At 59.8% G+C, this 17,047-nt stretch carries 21 protein-coding genes; 8 read left to right on the forward strand and 13 right to left on the reverse strand.

The annotated features are described in order from the left end of the window. Position 1: 1 nt before the first annotated feature. Positions 2-664, reverse strand: a complete 663-nt coding sequence (locus Q1A44_RS14135; RefSeq protein WP_299626339.1) for a histidine phosphatase family protein — start codon at positions 662-664, stop codon at positions 2-4. A gap of 26 nt (positions 665-690) precedes the next feature. Here Q1A44_RS14135 and Q1A44_RS14140 point away from each other — a divergent pair, with 26 nt between their 5' ends. From Q1A44_RS14140 to Q1A44_RS14155, 4 genes are read left to right on the forward strand one after another with little or no spacing between them, the layout of a single operon-like run. Continuing rightward, positions 691-1,692 (forward strand): NADP-dependent oxidoreductase, encoded by a 1,002-nt coding sequence (locus Q1A44_RS14140; RefSeq protein ID WP_299626342.1) that lies wholly within the window; start codon positions 691-693, stop codon positions 1,690-1,692. After that, positions 1,689-2,189, forward strand: a complete 501-nt coding sequence (locus Q1A44_RS14145) for a MaoC family dehydratase (RefSeq protein ID WP_299626346.1) — start codon at positions 1,689-1,691, stop codon at positions 2,187-2,189. The genes Q1A44_RS14140 and Q1A44_RS14145 overlap by 4 nt, the downstream gene beginning before the upstream one ends. A 42-nt stretch (positions 2,190-2,231) precedes the next feature. Further along, the gene (aroQ, locus tag Q1A44_RS14150) at positions 2,232-2,675 is read left to right on the forward strand and encodes a type II 3-dehydroquinate dehydratase (RefSeq protein ID WP_299626349.1); all 444 of its coding nucleotides are present in this window, start codon (positions 2,232-2,234) and stop codon (positions 2,673-2,675) included. Next, a complete protein-coding gene (locus Q1A44_RS14155; RefSeq protein WP_299626352.1) occupies positions 2,672-3,421 on the forward strand; it encodes a LuxR family transcriptional regulator in 750 nt (249 codons plus the stop codon). The genes aroQ and Q1A44_RS14155 overlap by 4 nt, the downstream gene beginning before the upstream one ends. Before the next feature lie 414 nt (positions 3,422-3,835). Here the strand turns inward: Q1A44_RS14155 and pip are convergent, their stop codons facing one another. The 6 genes from pip to Q1A44_RS14185 all read right to left on the reverse strand — a co-directional run bounded on the left by pip (position 3,836) and on the right by Q1A44_RS14185 (position 8,712). Then, positions 3,836-4,747 carry a prolyl aminopeptidase gene (gene pip / locus Q1A44_RS14160; RefSeq protein ID WP_299626355.1) on the reverse strand — a complete coding sequence of 304 codons (912 nt, stop codon included), beginning with the start codon at positions 4,745-4,747 and terminating at the stop codon, positions 3,836-3,838. Positions 4,748-4,817: 70 nt separating this feature from the next. Beyond that, positions 4,818-5,693, reverse strand: a complete 876-nt coding sequence (gene tsf, locus Q1A44_RS14165) for a translation elongation factor Ts (RefSeq protein ID WP_299626357.1) — start codon at positions 5,691-5,693, stop codon at positions 4,818-4,820. 110 nt (positions 5,694-5,803) lie between these two features. Beyond that, complete coding sequence (gene rpsB, locus Q1A44_RS14170) at positions 5,804-6,595, reverse strand: 30S ribosomal protein S2 (protein ID WP_299626360.1); 792 nt, start codon at positions 6,593-6,595, stop codon at positions 5,804-5,806. 270 nt (positions 6,596-6,865) lie between these two features. Further along, on the reverse strand, positions 6,866-7,690 hold the full coding sequence (locus tag Q1A44_RS14175; protein ID WP_299626363.1) for a 1-acyl-sn-glycerol-3-phosphate acyltransferase: 825 nt from the start codon (positions 7,688-7,690) through the stop codon (positions 6,866-6,868). Then, the gene (locus Q1A44_RS14180; RefSeq protein WP_299626366.1) at positions 7,687-8,448 is read right to left on the reverse strand and encodes a GNAT family N-acyltransferase; all 762 of its coding nucleotides are present in this window, start codon (positions 8,446-8,448) and stop codon (positions 7,687-7,689) included. Before Q1A44_RS14180 ends, Q1A44_RS14175 begins: the two co-directional genes overlap by 4 nt. Before the next feature lie 75 nt (positions 8,449-8,523). Continuing rightward, positions 8,524-8,712 carry a DUF3553 domain-containing protein gene (locus tag Q1A44_RS14185; RefSeq protein ID WP_299626370.1) on the reverse strand — a complete coding sequence of 63 codons (189 nt, stop codon included), beginning with the start codon at positions 8,710-8,712 and terminating at the stop codon, positions 8,524-8,526. Between the two features lie 26 nt (positions 8,713-8,738). Between Q1A44_RS14185 and Q1A44_RS14190 the strand changes: the two genes are divergently transcribed. Beyond that, on the forward strand, positions 8,739-9,335 hold the full coding sequence (locus tag Q1A44_RS14190) for a histidine phosphotransferase family protein (RefSeq protein ID WP_299626373.1): 597 nt from the start codon (positions 8,739-8,741) through the stop codon (positions 9,333-9,335). Here the strand turns inward: Q1A44_RS14190 and Q1A44_RS14195 are convergent. From Q1A44_RS14195 to Q1A44_RS14220, 6 genes are all read right to left on the reverse strand, one after another. Further along, positions 9,332-9,751: an HIT family protein gene (locus Q1A44_RS14195; protein ID WP_299626376.1), complete on the reverse strand. Its 420-nt coding sequence runs from the start codon at positions 9,749-9,751 to the stop codon at positions 9,332-9,334. The two genes, Q1A44_RS14190 and Q1A44_RS14195, sit on opposite strands and share 4 nt — an antisense overlap. A 134-nt stretch (positions 9,752-9,885) precedes the next feature. Beyond that, the gene (acuI, locus tag Q1A44_RS14200; RefSeq protein WP_299626379.1) at positions 9,886-10,872 is read right to left on the reverse strand and encodes an acryloyl-CoA reductase; all 987 of its coding nucleotides are present in this window, start codon (positions 10,870-10,872) and stop codon (positions 9,886-9,888) included. Positions 10,873-10,956: 84 nt separating this feature from the next. Continuing rightward, positions 10,957-12,060: a dimethylsulfoniopropionate demethylase gene (locus Q1A44_RS14205; RefSeq protein WP_299626900.1), complete on the reverse strand. Its 1,104-nt coding sequence runs from the start codon at positions 12,058-12,060 to the stop codon at positions 10,957-10,959. A 3-nt stretch (positions 12,061-12,063) separates the two neighbouring features. Beyond that, complete coding sequence (locus Q1A44_RS14210) at positions 12,064-12,567, reverse strand: DinB family protein (RefSeq protein ID WP_299626382.1); 504 nt, start codon at positions 12,565-12,567, stop codon at positions 12,064-12,066. Beyond that, positions 12,564-13,274: a DUF1326 domain-containing protein gene (locus tag Q1A44_RS14215; RefSeq protein ID WP_299626385.1), complete on the reverse strand. Its 711-nt coding sequence runs from the start codon at positions 13,272-13,274 to the stop codon at positions 12,564-12,566. The genes Q1A44_RS14210 and Q1A44_RS14215 overlap by 4 nt, the downstream gene beginning before the upstream one ends. Before the next feature lie 2 nt (positions 13,275-13,276). Further along, positions 13,277-14,065 carry a DUF2182 domain-containing protein gene (locus Q1A44_RS14220; RefSeq protein ID WP_299626388.1) on the reverse strand — a complete coding sequence of 263 codons (789 nt, stop codon included), beginning with the start codon at positions 14,063-14,065 and terminating at the stop codon, positions 13,277-13,279. A 59-nt stretch (positions 14,066-14,124) separates the two neighbouring features. Here Q1A44_RS14220 and Q1A44_RS14225 point away from each other — a divergent pair, with 59 nt between their 5' ends. From Q1A44_RS14225 to Q1A44_RS14235, 3 genes are all read left to right on the forward strand, one after another. After that, positions 14,125-14,907 carry a GntR family transcriptional regulator gene (locus Q1A44_RS14225; protein WP_299626391.1) on the forward strand — a complete coding sequence of 261 codons (783 nt, stop codon included), beginning with the start codon at positions 14,125-14,127 and terminating at the stop codon, positions 14,905-14,907. A gap of 66 nt (positions 14,908-14,973) precedes the next feature. Beyond that, positions 14,974-16,374, forward strand: a complete 1,401-nt coding sequence (locus Q1A44_RS14230; RefSeq protein WP_299626395.1) for a selenium-binding protein SBP56-related protein — start codon at positions 14,974-14,976, stop codon at positions 16,372-16,374. Beyond that, entirely contained in the window at positions 16,375-17,028 is a 654-nt protein-coding gene (locus tag Q1A44_RS14235; RefSeq protein ID WP_299626398.1) for a hypothetical protein, read from the forward strand. It begins immediately after the preceding gene. Positions 17,029-17,047: the final 19 nt, after the last annotated feature.

A 17,047-nucleotide genomic window follows, 5' to 3' on the forward strand; every position in this document is an offset into this window, starting at 1 on the left:
CCTAGAGGTGGTCCAGATGCGACACCTCGTTGAAGCCGCGCACGATCATGCGCTCGCCGTGGATCACCATCCGGCTGATCGATCCGTTGGCCGCCCCCAGAAAGGCAAAGGGCTCCGACCCTGTGGCCATCGCCATTGCGGCCCCTATCACGCCACCATGGACAAAGACGGCGACCCGCTCATTCTCGTGGGCGCGGGCAATGCTCATCAACCCACGCCGCACCCGACCAAAGAAAGCGTCGCGCGCCTCTGCTCCGGGAATCGCCGACCAATCCTGGGTCGCGGTGACCTGCTGATAAATCGGATCGCCCTCGGCCGCCTTGATCCGGTAAAGGCCCCCGTCCCAATCGCCCAAATGCACTTCGTGCAGGTCCGGGTTCTCGACCGGTTGCATGCCTATTTGGGCGGCCAGCGGCGCCGCCGTCTGATGCGTGCGGACCAACTTGGTCACGTAAAGCGCTGCAAAACGGTCATTTTTCAACCGTTCACTCACAGCGATGGCCTGCCGCTCCCCTTGTGGATGCAAGGCCGGATCGCCATGACCGTCTTTCATCGGAAAATCGACACCGGCGCGGGCGGGTGCGCTTTCTCCGTGCCGGATCAAAAGCAGATCAGCCGCCCCTGGGGGTGGCGTAAAAACGGGTTGGCGGTATTCTTTGTCCATGCCCCCTCTTACCAAGGAGCCTTGCAATGACCAACCGACAGATTGTCGTGGACGCGCTGCCCAAAGGCACGCTGACGCCTGACCACTTCCGACTTGAGAGCGCCGCCATGCCCGTTCCCCAAGACGGCGAAGTGCTGCTGCGCACAATCCTGATGAGCATTGATGCCGCCAATCGCGGCTGGCTGAATGGCGCGACCTACCGTGCGGCTGTGAACGCGGGCGACGTCATGCCGACCTACAGCATCTGCGAAGTGGTAGAGAGTGCATCGCCCCGCTTTGCCGCCGGTGACATTGTCGCCGCGGAAAGCGTCTGGGCCGATTATGTCGCGATTCCTGCACGCGGTGTTCAGAAAATGCCGCCTGTGCAGCCCCTGACCCATTTGCACAGCGTCTACGGCATCGCCGGCAAGACGGCGTTTCATGGATTGTTGAGCGTGGGCCGGCCGCTCGCTGGTGAAACCATCGTTGTATCCGCCGCTGCCGGGTCTGTGGGCGGTTATGTGGGCCAGATCGGCAAGGCGCTTGGGTGCCGTGTGGTGGGTATTGCGGGTGGACCCGAAAAATGCGCCTTTGTCACTGACCAGTTGGGTTTTGACGCCTGCGTGGATTACCGGGCTGAGGGGCTGTTCAAGGTGCTGCGCGCGGCATGCTCCGATGGCATCGACGTTTATTTCGACAATGTGGGCGGCGAGATATTGGAAACGACCCTCAACCTGATGAATGAACGCGGCCGCGTTGTCTGTTGCGGGGCCATCAGCCAGTACGAGAGCACGAACCCGACCGGCCCCCGCAACCTGCCCGGCATCGTTGTGGTGAAACGCTTGCGGATGGAGGGGTTTATCGTGATGGACTTTGCCCATGACGACGCCAAGGCGGCGCGCGCGTTGCAGGCTTGGGTGCAAAACGGTCAGATCAAGGTGTTTGAGGATGTCGTGGAGGGGCTGGAGAACGCGCCCGATGCCCTGATTGGTCTGTTGAACGGGGACAACACCGGCAAGCGCATGGTGCGTGTAGGGCCTGACCCATGACCGATGCCATCTGCGCGGCCAAGGCAGCGATGAAGGCGCAGATTGGCCAGGAGGTCGGCGTGTCCAACTGGATCACCGTCGATCAGGCAATGATTGATCAATTTGCAACGACGACCCATGATGATCAGTGGATTCACGTGGACCCGGAACGCGCGGCCCGTGACACCCCTTTCGGGGGCACCATTGCCCACGGGTTTCTCACGCTGAGCTTGGCCAGCCGGTTTGCCTATGACTGCTTTGATATGGCACCTGGTCAGGTCATGGGGATCAATTATGGCTTCAACCGTTTACGGTTCCTTTCCCCCGTGAAGGCAGGCAGCCGCTTGCGTGGCCGGTTCACCCTGCAAGGCATCACGCAACGCAATGCCACGGACCTGTTGCGCGAGACCAAGATGACGATCGAGATCGAAGGCCAGGAAACGCCTGCCCTTGTGGCTGATTGGCTTGGGTTGGCCGTGTTTGACGCACCCGAACAATCGGATGCTGGACAGGGATAGGGCAAAGTCGCTAACACCCTTGTAACACATAGGTGAATTGCAATGACCTCCCTTCTCATTCTCAACGGCCCAAACCTGAACCTGCTTGGCACCCGCGAGCCCGAGATTTATGGCGCGGCGACCCTGGCCGATGTAGAGGCGGCATGCGTCGCTCATGGCACTGCCAAAGGGATCACCGTTGCTTGCATCCAATCCAACCACGAGGGTGCGCTGGTCGATGCGATCCACGCCGCCAAAGGTGCGCATGCGGGCATCATCCTGAATGCGGGCGCCTATACCCACACCTCCATCGCATTGCATGACGCCATTGCGGGCACGCAAGTTCCAACGATCGAGCTGCACCTGAGCAACGTGCACGCGCGGGAGGAATTCCGCCATCACAGTTATATCGCACGGGTGGCCGTTGGCGTCATTTGCGGCTTTGGTGCGGCGGGTTATACACTGGCCATCGACGCTATGCTCGCACATCTGGGAGAGGCCTCGTGAAAAGCTATCTGCACCGCCTGTCCAACTGCCAGACCATCGAAGAGTTGTGGGAAGCGCACACGCGCAAAATGGATGAATATGGCTTTGATCGGTTGATCTATGGGTTTACCCGGTACCGGTCGGGCACGTCGCTGGGCGACCCAGAAGACTTCATCATCCTGACCAATCACAGCCGCGAATATACGGATGTGTTTCTGGGCGAGCAGCATTACGTGCACGCCCCCATGGTCAATTGGGCGCTCAACCATGAAGGTGCCGGCAGCTGGGGCATGTTGGCCCAGATGCAATCCACAGAGACCCTGACTGCGGCTGAAAAGCGGGTGTTGGAGTTCAACTATTCCATGGGTGTGACGGCCGGTTACACGGTCAGCTTCAAATCGGTCTCGGCCCGGTCCAAAGGTGCGATAGCCCTGACCGCGCGCAAGGGCATGACCCAGGACGATATCGATGCGGTCTGGGCTGAACATGGGCGTGATATTCATCTGATGAACAACGTGGCCCATCTCAAGATTTTGACCTTGCCTTATAGCGCGCCGAACCGAGGGCTGACCAAGCGTCAGCGCGAGGCGCTGGAATGGGTGGGCGATGGCAAGACCATGCAGGACATCGCAGTTCTGATGGGCCTGACCTCGGCCACGGTGGAAAAGCATTTGCGACTGGCCCGCGAAGCGCTTGCAGTTGAAACGACGGCACAGGCGGTTCTGAAGGCCGCTTTCGCCAATCAGATGTTCATCCTGGAAGCCTAGCGGCTGCGAATCTCTCCACGCGGCAGGAGCGACCCAGGCGGCATTGTGTGAAAAACCCGTCTCAATAACTGTCTGTTATTCCCCTCCACGACAGAAAAATGCTGGTTCCCCAGCGTAAAACGTAATTTTTGACCACTAGGTAAGGAATCCCCCACTTTCTTTACCTCAGGTAAATTTGCATTCTAATCCTGTTCCGTGAGTGGTGGCTTTGGCCAGGGAACACCGGGTCAGACCCTTTGCGATTACAGAGGCTCTTTGATCCGACCGGTTCTTCCGGACCCGGCCCGTCCAGGTATATTGACTGTGACGGGTCGGACTTTGATCGCGTCCGCGTGTCTCATCCCCGTGGCCAAGGACGTCGACAAAAGAGGCGGGATTGCACCCCCAAAACGCAATCCCGCCGACTTTGCTTTTCTACCCGGCAATGGCATCGGTCGCGGCCCGGATCGCGGTCACCATCTCTGCATCCAGTGCGGAATGGGCAGTCCCTCCCAAAACCTGCAACGTGGCGGCGGGCCAGTTCCTGGCAAGCTCCCATGGGCCCCTCAAAGGGCAGGACGGATCAAAGCGGCTGTGGATCATCGTACCGGGGATGTGGGCCATTTTTCGGACGTTCAACAACAGTTGGTCATCTTCCATCCACGCATCGTGGGAAAAGTAATGGGTGACCACCCGGGCAAAGCCCAAGCGAAACGCCGGATCGGCAAAGCGTGACCCGGGCGCATTGATGTCACCGCCGAAAATGCCAGTCTCCCATGCGCACCACGCATCTGCAGCGGCTTGCGCCGTGTTCGGGTCGCGCAATCGGGTAGCGTAGGCGCGGATGCGAGCGGGTGTGTCAGCGGGATCGGTGGAAATTTTCGGCACATGGGTGCAAAAGGCGTCATAGTCTTCGGGAAAGATGTTGCCGATATCGCCATAAAGCCATTTCAGATCGCGCGTGGCGGTCGTGGCAACGCCCGCCAGCACAAGGTGGCGCACGCGGCCCGGATGCGCTTGCGCATAGGCCATGGCCAGCGTTGATCCCCAGGAGCCGCCAAATATCGTCCAGGCGTCAATGTCCAGGTGGGTCCGCAAAGACTCGATATCCGAGATCAGATGAACCGTCGTGTTGTGGTCGAGGGCCGTGAGATCCTGTGCTGCATTTGGTGTGCTGCGCCCACAGCCGCGTTGGTCCAGCAGGGTCACACGAAACCGGGTCAGGTCAAAAAGGTCATAATGCCCGGGCTTGCATCCCGATCCCGGGCCACCGTGCAGCACAAGTGCGTCGATCCCGCGCCCCGCCTGTTCAAACCAAAGGCGATGCCCCTGCCCCACGTTCAGCATATCGCCCCCTCCAATGCAAAACGGCGCACCCTATGGGCACGCCGTTTCACATCAAATGCAAGCGGTTTGCTTAGCCTTGAACCGCTTTCGCCACTTCGGCCGCAAAGTCTTCTTTCTCGACTTCGATGCCTTCGCCCACTTCGAGACGGGCAAAGCCTGTGATGGTCGCGCCTGCCTCTTCGGCAGCTTTGGCCACTGTCAGATCAGGGTTCACAACAAAGCTTTGGTTCAGCAGCGTGATTTCGGCCATGAATTTCTTCATGCGGCCGACGATCATCTTTTCGATGACCTGCTCGGGCTTGCCGCTTTCGCGGGCGATATCCATCTGAACCTGCTTTTCTTTTTCGACGACCGCCGCGTCCAGGTCATCTTCGGACAAGGAGGCAGGGTTCACAGCCGCAATGTGCATCGCAACCTGCTTGCCAAATGCCTCGTCCCCGCCGGTCATCGCGACCAGTACGCCGATCTTGCCCATGCCGGGGGCTGCGGCGTTGTGGACATAGGACACAACGGTGTCGCCCGACAGCTTGGCCATGCGGCGCACCGACATGTTTTCGCCAATGGTGGCGATCTTGTCGGTCACGACGTCGGCGACAGTCTTGCCACCCATGTCAGCAGCGTTCAGGCCCTCAACATCGTCTGCGCCCAAAGCAACAGCAGCGATGCCGGACACCATTTCCTGGAATTCGGCATTCTTGCCGACAAAGTCGGTTTCCGAGTTCACTTCGACGGCGACGCCCGTGCCACCGTCAACGACGACAGCCACGAGCCCCTCGGCGGCGGTACGGCCCGATTTCTTGGCCGCCTTGGCCAGACCTTTTGTGCGCAGCCAGTCAACAGCGGCTTCCATGTCGCCATCGGTTTCTGTCAGTGCCTTTTTGGCGTCCATCATGCCGGCGCCTGTGCTGTCGCGCAGCTCTTTGACCATTGATGCTGTGATTGCCATTTTTCGGCTCTCCTCAAATATCGTGTTGGGGGGCGGCGAACGGAGGGCGCCGCGCGGATGTCTCATGCGGCGGTTATTGCACCGCCGCATGTGTCAAGGTTGTGACAGGCTCAGCTTTCGGCTGGGGCCTCGGCCGCCGGTGCTGCCTCTTCGGCAACTGCCTCTTCGACAGGGGCCTCTTCCATGGCACCCAAGTCAACGCCTGCGGCACCCAGTTGGGCGCTCATGCCGTCCAGCGCCGCACGGGCCGCCAGATCGCAATAGAGCGAGATGGCGCGCGCCGCGTCGTCGTTGCCAGGAATGATATAGTCCACGCCGTCGGGCGAGCAGTTGGTGTCAACCACGGCCACAACCGGAATGCCCAGCTTGTTGGCTTCGGCCACGGCAAGCGCTTCTTTCTTGACGTCGATGACAAAGATCAGGTCAGGGCGACCGCCCATTTCGCGGATACCTCCCAGGGACGCCTGAAGCTTGCCCTGGTCACGTTCCATGCCCAGACGCTCTTTTTTGGTCAGACCTTCGAAACCGCGCTCGGCCTGCTCGTCGATGGCCTTGAGGCGCTGGATCGATTTGGAAACCGTTTGCCAGTTGGTGAGCGTCCCGCCCAGCCAACGGTGGTTCATGTAGTATTGTGCGCAGTTCTCGGCCGCATCGGCGATGGGCTGAGCTGCCTGGCGCTTGGTGCCGACGAACAGAACGCGGCCGCCTTTGGCCACGGTGTCGCGAACGGCCTGCAGGGCCTGGTCCAGCATTGGCACGGTCTGCGTCAGGTCCATGATATGGATACCGTTGCGCGAGCCATAGATGAAGGGACCCATACGGGGGTTCCAGCGCTGTGTTTGGTGACCAAAGTGTACGCCTGCTTCAAGCAGTTGGCGCATGGAGAACTCGGGAAGAGCCATGTTCGTTTCCTTTTCCGGTTTTCGCCTCGTCTGGGGTATCAGTGCGGATGCACCAACCGGTGGACATTTGGGGATGTCTCCCCCATCTGCCCGCCCCGGACTGCGGATTAATGGGCTGGGCTTTAGGGGAGTGGTGGGGCAATGGCAAGGGGTTTTGCGAGGTGCCGCGATTTGGATTGGCATATTTTTGGAACACTGAAGACTTGGGAGCGCGCAGGATTGGGTTGCGATGGTTTTGCTTGCCCCGCAAGGCGGCGCTAAACCTTTGCCTTACTCAGCCAACGCGTGGCCTGCATGAACGACCGCTTGGGCCCTATTGGCCAACGTCTTGCGATCGCCCATCTCTGACACGCGCAGGGGCGCATGATAGACCACCTCGACATGCCCCTGACGGGGTAAGGCCAGCGTATAGATCAGATGACTGCCAAAGCTCATGTCGCCCCACCAGCCGTAGGTCCGCGCGTCCTCCCCCTCTGGCGCGTGATAGATCACAGTCACGGGCTGTACTGACAGCGCCTCTTTCAGCTCTGGCACAAACATCGCGGCAAAGAGCGTCGATTTGAAAGGCAATACCCGCAGCCCGTCCGTGCTGGTTCCTTCCGGGAAAAAGAGCAGACGTTGCCCGGCCATCAGGCGTTCCTCAAACAGAAGGGTCTGTTCTTTGGCCTTGCGCGGATCACGGGCGATGAACAGCGTTCCCGTCGCCCGGGCCAGAAACCCGATACCCGGCCAGCCCGACACTTCGGACTTGGACACGAAATAGACCCGGTCAGAGGCGTTAAGGACAAAGATATCGAGCCAACTGGAGTGGTTGGCGACAATCGCCCCGCGTCCTTGCATGGGCCGCCCAGTACGATGAAATCCCAAACCCAACCAGAACATCGAGATGCGGCACACGGCTTGCGTGATCCACGGCGTCCAGGGACGCGCGAGCCCGAAAAAGGGCCTTTCAATCAATCGCAGTGGCAGCAACACCGCCAACCCCAGTCCGATCGTCAGTACAATGGCCACTGCCCGATAAGCGATCCGCGTCAAAGCCATTGGCCCGAGGGTTGGATGATCTGGTGGTGGCGCGCCGTCCCATGTCACGCTCATGGCCCTGCTCCGTATATCCGTTTTTGCCGTTCCGACATCTGGGCCGTATCCATGATCAGGCACACATCAGTCGTGTTAAAGCTGTGATCAACATACGCCCCCGCACCGACCGTGCCCCCCAAACGGAGATAGGCTTTGATCAAGGCCGGGATCTGCACCATGGCCGCACGTCGATCGATCTGATCCTCAGGCACCAGGTTCATGTCTTGTGCGTGGGGCGGCAAGGCGCGCACGCGCAATGGTTCAGGTGCAAGATGGCGGTGATGCAACAACGACAAGGGCTGGGCCAACACCTTGGGGTCCGTGCCATGAAAGGACGCCACGCCAAACATGATGTCGATCTGGTGGCGCGCGACGTAATCCGCCAGTCCGGCCCACAGGTGGAACATCGCGGTGCCCCCGCGGTAATCGGCATGGACACAGGATCTACCCAACTCCAACAACCGCCGACCCGTGGCCCGCAATCGCGACAGGTCGTATTCGTCTTCGGAGTAAAATTGGCCCGCCGCTTGCGCTTGATCTGCGCGCAGCATCCGGTACACCCCAACCACCTGCCCAATGGCGTCATCAAAGAGCAGCATGTGATCAAAGAACGGATCAAACCGATCCTGTTCCAGCCCCATGTCATGATCCACCAAAGTGCCACCACCGCCCAATTCACGCACAAAAACATCATAACGCAAAGTCTGAGCTGCACGCAGATCGGCCTCGTTCTGCGCCATGGCAATTCGAAATTGGGGTACGGGTGGTTGGGTCATGCCGCTTGGCACCCTAAAAGATAAGGACCTGTCATTCACTCGCCAATTGGTTGCAAAGCGTTAAGACTTCGGAAACTATGCTGTGGCATCAAACACCGGAATGAGAACGACGCGTGTGCCATCAATAACAATTTTGCCTTCTTCGCGAAAATTGACGGTGATCTTGGCGCCCACATTGCTTTGTACCTGCCCCACGCCCCATTCGTCATGGTCGGGATGGCGCACCAACATACCCGGAGCCAGAATGGCATTCAGACTTTCCATAACATCCCCTTCGAATGAGGCGCCCCATGGGTCATAGCGACGTCAATATCGCGGCATTGATCGGCAGCCGCATCTGCCACGACCTGATATCCCCGATCGGGGCGATCAACAATGGCCTCGAACTGTTGGGCATGGCCGGCAACAATGACGGCCCCGAGATGGAGTTGATTTCCGAAAGTGTCGGAAATGCCAGTGCCCGCATCCGCTTTTTCCGCATCGCTTATGGGGCGGCCAGCGATCAGCAAATGGGTCGGGCCGATGTGGTGTCGATCCTCAAGGACAACCTGAGCGGCGGCCGCCTGGACGTGGCGTATGGCCCGCTGGATCCACAGCCACGCTGGGCGGTGCGCATGGCCTTTCTCGGCATTCAATGCCTGGAAACAGCGATGCCCTATGGTGGCCGGATCGAGATTAATTGCGACCAGGGCGCGTGGACCCTTACAGGCTATTCTCCCAAAGTCACGTTCGACACGCGGCTTTGGGATATCCTGTCGGGTATCGAGGCGCCTGATCTTGCGCCTGCCCATGTTCAGTTTGCATTGCTTCATGCAGTGGCTCAGGACGCGAAGTGCCGGGTCCACACGACCCACACAGATGGCGAGTTTGTCCGCATCACCTTTTAGGCCAGAGCCGCCTTGATCCTGGCTGCATGTGCCTTGATCGCATCCATGTCCCCCATTTGGCCGGCGGGCCGCATGGGTTGGCCACTGTGGCGCGGGTGGATATGGAAATGCAGGTGAAACACCTCCTGCCCGCCCGCCGTTTCGTTGAACTGCTGCAAGGTGATCCCATCGGCGTCAAAGGCCGTTTTGGCTGCATTCGCAACTTTCTTGACCGTGGCCACAACGGCAGCGAGCTGTGCATCCGAGGCATCCAGCACATTGCGACAAGGTGTCTTGGGGATCACCAGGCAATGCCCGTCGGTACGCGGCATGATGTCCATAAAGCAGTAGGTGTCGTCGTCCTCGTAAACCGCAAAGGACGGGATTTCACCCCGCAGGATTTTGGCAAAGATGTTCTGGTCGTCATAGGCGGTCATCAGCGGTTTCCTTGTGCAATTACCCCTTTAATACAAGGTGGCACGCGCCTGTCCAAGATGGCGCACCCCGAAAAAGCAAAGGGCGACCCGAGGGCCGCCCAATCTTCATTCGCTGTTCGGTTTTCCGGGGGCCGTTAGCCGTTGACATCCACAACCACACGGCCCTTGACCTGACCTTTGAGGATATCAGCGCCAAGCTGCGGCAAGTCCGCAAGGGTCGCGGGCTGGACCATGGCTTCGAGCTTGTCCATGGGCAGGTCTTTCGCCACCCGTTCCCAGGCCCGCACGCGGTTGTCATAGGGCTGCATGACACTGTCGATGCCCAAAAGGTTCACGCCGCGCAGAAGGAATGGAATAACGGTGGCCGGCAGGCCCGCACCGCCGGCCAGGCCGACAGCGGCGACACTTGCGCCGTATTTCATCTGTCCCAGCACGCGGGCCAGCATCGCGCCGCCCACGGCGTCGACACAGCCACCCCATGTTTCACCCTCAAGCGGGCGTTTCACTGTCTCGTTGATCTCGTCGCGGGCCACGATCTGCGAGGCACCCAGCGAGGTTAGATAGTCGGCCGTTTCAGGACGGCCCGTCACCCCTGCCACCTTATAGCCAAGGTTAGCCAGAATGGCCGTTGCAACAGAGCCGACACCACCCGCGGCACCTGTGACGAGAACCGGACCCGCCTTGATTCCATGATCTTCCAAAGCCATCACAGCCAGCATAGCGGTGAAACCAGCGGTGCCCACGGCCATCGCCTGGCGTGTGTCCAGACCCTCGGGCAGTGGCACCAACCAATCGGCCTTGACACGCGCCTTTTGGGCATAGCCGCCCCAATGGGCCTCGCCCACACGCCAACCGGTCAAAACAACCTTGTCGCCGGGCTCGTACCGATCATCATCAGAGGCCTCGACCGTGCCTGCAAAGTCAATGCCGGGCACATGGGGATATTTGCGAACAAGGCCGCCACCGGGGCCGATACACAGACCGTCCTTGTAGTTCACGGTCGAATACTCGACGGCAACAGTTACGTCACCGCTTGGCAGATCGTCCAGTGACAGTTGCGCCACTGCAGCCGAGGTCTTTCCGCTCTCTTCGTCCTTGTTCACCACAAGTGCATCAAACATCGTCATCTCCTATCCGGGGAAGGATCCCCTGCTTCTTTTCTTCAAAAATACTCCGGGGTCTGGGGTGGAACCCCAGTCCGACAATCACAACCAGAACGCGTCCTGGACCGTTGCGCTTCGCATACCGTCTGGCGTCTCGACTTCCAACCGGGTTCCGGCGTCCCAATGGGTCATGCGGATCATGCCGATGGACACGTTCGTGTTGAAATCGGGGGACCAGGCCGATGATGTGACCTGCCCCACCTTCTTGCCGTTGCCATAGATCGGCCAGGCCCGGTCGGACGATGGAACCGCGTCGCCGTCAATTGCGATGGGGCGAATTTGCTGGACCGGCCCTTCCTTGGACACGCGCAACAACGCGTCGCGCCCGATACATCCGATGGCCGTCTGCGTGTCGCAAAACCGGCCCAGCCCGCATTCATGCGGCGTATTGTCGTCAGTCATGTCATTGCCATAAGACAGCAGACCGCCCTCGATCCGCTCGATTGCATTGGGACAGCCTGCGCGCACGTTCAGGTCTTCACCCGCCGCAAACAGTTCGTTCCACAGGGGCATGCCGATCTCTGTGCCATCGACGTAAATCTCGAACCCGCCCTGTTTGGAATATCCCGACCGGGCAATGGCCAGATCGCGCCCCTCATATTGGAACATGTCAAATCGGAAGAAGCGGATATCGCGAACGCGGTCGCCAAAGACGCGGGCCACCAGTTCTTCTGCCTTGGGTCCCTGGATCGCCAGTGGCGAAATGTCGGGCTCGTCCACCAGCACATCCAGGCGAAAGCCTTGGGCGATCCCCTTGACCCAGAGCAACAGATCACTGTCGGCAATCGAAATCCACCAGCGATCCTCGCTCAGCTTTACCGCCACGGGGTCGTTCAACATGCCGCCCGTCTCGTCCACAATGGGCACATAATAGCATTGGCCCGGCAGCATCCGGCGCAGGTCGCGCGGCGTGAGCATCTGCATGAGCCGAGTGGCATCGGGGCCGCGCAGTTCCACCTGACGCTCGACGGCCACGTCCCAGATTTGTACGTGGGTCTTGAGATGACGGTAATCGGCCTCGACGCTTTCAAACATCGTGGGCAAGAGCATCCGGTTGTAGACGGTATAGGCTTTGACGCCCGCCGCCTCGACACCATCGGAAAACGGGGTGCGCCGCAGTCGGCGCGAAGGAGAAATCAAAGCCATCATTTAATCCTCTGGCATGAATACGATGTCGGTCACAGGGGCCTTCAGCCCTGCAGCAGTCATCATCGCGTGCACTTGGCCGCGGTGATGGGTTTGATGGTTGAAGAGCTGAACGATGCAGGTCTCAAGAGGCAGGCGGAAATCGCGGCCTTCCGTCACGGAAAACCACGACAGTTGTCCCTTGAGATCGAGGCCGCGCAGCGTGTCTGCCCACATTCGGATCGCCCCATCCATGCGAAAGCGCTCCGCACTCCAGACCGCAAATGTGGGTGTGAAGGTGCGATGATCCGCGTCAGCGGCAGGCTTGGCCACGCGCGGCTCAAACCGGCTCATCCAGAGGGTATCACCCCACAGGATGTGGTTCAGCGTTTCCATGATTGACCCAAAGAACGCGCCGCGATCTGCGCGCAGCACGTCGTCGGGGGCTTCGGCCAACAGCTCCATCAACTGGCGGTTCTGCCAGGCGTTATATCGGGCCATGGTGCGTACATAACCCGGATCGATCAAGGCTTGGGGCCCTTCCAGTCGATTGGGCAAATCTCGGCGGATTTGCCGCCAAAGTCCCAAATGCGCCCATAGTCGCGCACACGCGACTTCACGCCACGGGCCGCGATGATATCGGGGCCCATCCAGTATTTCGAGTTGGTGATCATCACAGGGTGATCCGGGTTGCCCCCGTCAATCATCTCGATTTCGCCCTGGATCTTGCGTCCGATATAAAGCCCCCGCTTTTTGCCATCGCGCACGATCTCGACCTTTTCACGCTCTGCGCCCACAATGTCGCTGACCAGCATAGTGAACAGGCCTGTCGTGCCGCCCGCCGCGCCCGAGAAGATTTGCAAGATGCCGTTGTAGGCCTTTTGCGAGGCCCGCTCGTCCACATAGGCCGCAACGCGCCAACCGCCCTCGCCCATCCGCCCCGGGATGTCGACCATGAGGCCCACGTTCAGGCCCGCAAGGCTTTCGCCCTCAAAGTGCCCTTCGTCGATGGCAATGGCCATCCAGGCGTGGCAGTGCCCTTCGGTGGGCGGGTGCGCGCCCAGGCTGACAACGCAGGGACAAAACACTTCGCACGAGCAATTCAGGAACAACTCGCCCTTGATCGCCCATTCCGTCGGCGACATCTGCCGTCGCCCCGATGTGCTGGGCATCCGGCTGTCGATCCGCTGGCTGATGGGCAATTTATCGGCGTCTGGGCGCTTTTTCACGGCCATAGTCATACTCCTCCGAAGTAGGGCCAGGCCAACACGGCCAGACCAGAGATGATCAGGATCACCCCCATGGGTTTTGTCACAACATGCCCGATCTGGGGCAATTTTTCGAGCACCATGAACAAGGTCGCAAGCCCCATCCACGCCAGGTTCATCACGCCGCCCACAAAGCCAAGGGCCATGAAGCCCCAGCAGCACCCGACACAAAAAGCCCCAAGGCCCAGCCCCATGCGAAGCCCGCCCTGAAAACCGGTTCGCCAGTTGCCCAAGAAATAAGTCATCGGGCTGTGGCAGACGCCGTGGCACATCTCTTTGGTGCGGGTGAATTGGAAAGCGCCGACAACCAACAGCAAAATGCCTGCAAACAGGGACGTCTTTGGGATGCCCAGCATGTCGATCACGCCACCATAAAGCAGGGCCAATTGGACACCTGCAATGAGAGCGGCAAAGGCGACCCAGACTACGAAATATCCCAGAATCACGCCAAGCCAGCCTGCGCGCGTACCATCGGCGCTGACCATGAGATCCTCATAGCTCCGCAACGTGGGCACCATCGTGGGCAACATCATCGCCGCCATCATGATCGCCCACATCGAAAAGAGCGGCCCGAAATTGGCCATGGGCATATACATCGGCATACGCGGGTCCATTGCGGCCATGCGTGCCCCCATCTCGCCCGGGCGGCCCAGCAGGTCGAGGTCCATGTCCATGCTCATCGCATACATGACCCACCACGCCACCAGGATCAGGCCGAAAAAGGCCAGCCAAAGCGTGCTGCGGATGACGTGCGGCATGAGACCTCCCCGACTCAAGTGTTGCCAGATTAAATGTCAGACATTAATATGTATGACAAATGAAAATTGATCCTGACAGCACTGCAGATTTTTCGGCACAGATCGCCAAGGCGATCCGGGATGCTATTGTCAGCGGTGATTTACTCGTAGATCAACGCCTTCCCTCCGAGGCTGAGCTTGCTGATCAATTCGACGTGTCACGGCCCACCGTGCGCGAGGCGCTCAAGCGTTTGGCGGCACAATCACTGATTCGGACCCAGCGCGGGGCCACCGGCGGGGCCTTTGTGAACCGCCTGCGCTTTGAGGAAGCCTACGACCAGCAAGTGACCACCTCGACGCTGCTGCTCAGCATGAATTCGGTGAGTTTCGATGTGGCCTGCGAGGCCCGCTATGCGCTGGAACGCGCTTGTGCCCCGCTCGCCGCACAGCGCCGCACGCCAGACCAACTGGCCACCATGCGCGCCGAAATTCACCGCCAGTCACAGCCCGGCCTGACGGACGAGGCGTTTTGCGCCTCTGACGTGACACTGCACCGCGCGCTGGTCGATGGTGCCGGAAACAAAGTTCTGAGCTATCAACTGGCCGGCGCTGTCGAGGCGATGCAGCCCTTGATGAACATGATCACCTTCACCGCGCGGTCGCGTGAGGTCATCGTAGCGCTACACACCGATCTCGCCGACGCGCTTGAGGCCGGGGATGCAGCGCGCACCGACGAAACGCTGCTCAAGCTGGAAAGCTACACCCGAGAACTGGCCCACAGTGTCGTCACGGCCCGGGCCGCAAAAGCGAAACACCAACAAGAAGCCAAAAAGGCCAAACCGAAGGAGCGCAAGACGGTCTGATCCCTCAGCCACATAAAATAACGGAGGGGCCAGCCACGATTTCAACGATACGTCAGGGAGGACGTTATGAATTTGAGACCAGACCCCACATTCCACCCTTCGCCCAAGATGGCGATGGAAGCCCCGGTCGAAAAGCTGGCCTTTACGCTGATGCTCAGCCCCGATGGGACTAAGCCCGATGGCTTGGCCGTCGTGGACGTAGACCCCGATAGCGACACCTACAGCCAGATCGTGCATGAATTGTACGTGCCGAACCTGGGCGATGAATTTCACCACTTTGGCTGGAACGCTTGTTCATCGTCGCTGTCGCCGCTGACAGGTCACGCCTTTCTGGAACGCCGCTATCTGATCATCCCCGGCATCCGGTCATCCCGCATCTACATCATTGACGTCAAAGACCCGATGGATTGCAAAATCCACAAGATCATCGAAGCTGACGAGTTGATGGCCAAGACCGGCTATTCCCGCCCCCACACCATCCATTGCGGCCCCGAGGGCATCTATGTCTCGACCCTGGGCGGCGGTGGCGAGGATGGCACTGACGGCCCCCCCGGCATCTTCATCATGGATTGCCAGACGTTCGAAATCCAAGGCCGCTACGAAATGGATCGCGGCATTCAGGACAAGCACTACGATTTCTGGTGGAACCTGCCGCGCGATTACATGGTCAGTTCCGAATGGGGCCTGCCACCGCAGTTCGAAAACGGCGTCGTCGCCGAGGACCTGCTCAGCAACAAATACGGTCACACGATCCACTTCTGGGATCTGCGCGCGCGCAAGGTGGCAAAGTCCATCGATCTGGGCGAAAACCACCAGATGGCGCTGGAAATCCGCCCTGCCCACGACCCGATCAAGGAATACGGGTTCTGTGGCGTGGTGGTCGACACCACCAACCTGCAAGGCGCGATTTTCACTTGGTGGAAGGATGACAATGGCGAGTGGCAGGCCAAGAAGACGATCACTATTGATCCCGTTCCTGCCGATCCCGACGACCTGCCCGACCTGTTGAAAGGGTTTGGTGCAGTGCCTCCACTAGTCACGGATATCGACCTGAGCATGGACGACAAATACCTGTATGTCGCGTGTTGGGGACTGGGCGAAATGCACCAATACGACGTGTCCGACCCGATGAACCCGGTTCTGGCCGGCAAGGTCGAGATCGGCGGCATCGTGGCCAAGCACAAGCACCCCAATGGCGAAGACTTTGGCTATGGCCCGCAGATGGTCGAGATAAGCCGCGATGGCAAACGGGTCTATTGGACCAATTCGCTGTATTCCACGTGGGATGATCAGTTCTATCCCGGTGAGCGCGGGGCGGCGATGGTCATGGCCAATGTTGGCGAAAACGGGGGCATCACCTTGGACGAAAAGTTCTGGACCAAGTTCCCCGAGGGTTATCGCAGCCACCAGATCCGGCTGGAAGGTGGCGACTGTTCCACCGACAGCTTCTGCTATCCGTCGGTGTAAATGGACCTGACAACAGCGGCGGGCCTCTGGCTCGCCGTTATCCTCTCCGGGCTTTATCATGGGCTCAATCCCGGCATGGGCTGGCCGCTTGCGGTCTCCTCGGCGCTGTTTGAGCGGCGAGCGTCAGCCCTATGGCCCGCGCTTGGCGCGCTGAGCCTTGGCCATTTCGCGGCAATGCTGGGCATCTTACTGCCGTTTTCCATGATGACGTTGCTCATTGATTATGAACGTGAAATTCGCATCGGCGCCGGCCTGATCGTCATCGCAATGGGCCTCTACCTGGCCATCACCCGGCGACACCCGCGCTTTCTCGCCCGCATCCCGCCGCACCGACTGGCACTCTGGTCTTTCCTTGTGGCGCTTGCCCACGGGGCTGCGTTGATGTTGGTGCCTATCTATCTGGGTCTGTGCGCGATCGAAGAATTGGACCAAGGGCACAAGGCCGCCTCCGCCCTCATGACCACTACCACTCTCGCGCTGGGGGTCGCGATCCTGCACACCATCGCGATGATGGGATCGGGCGGGGCGATGGCCTATGCGGTGCACCGATGGTTGGGACTGCAATTTCTGAGCCGCAGTTGGTTCGACCTGGAGCTTCTTTGGGCGCTCAGCCTGATTGTCGTGGGCGGCATCGGGCTTTTGACAGCGCTCTGACGCCGCTTGCGCCCTGCGC

The organism is uncultured Tateyamaria sp. (assembly GCF_947503705.1).
GTDB lineage: Bacteria > Pseudomonadota > Alphaproteobacteria > Rhodobacterales > Rhodobacteraceae > Tateyamaria.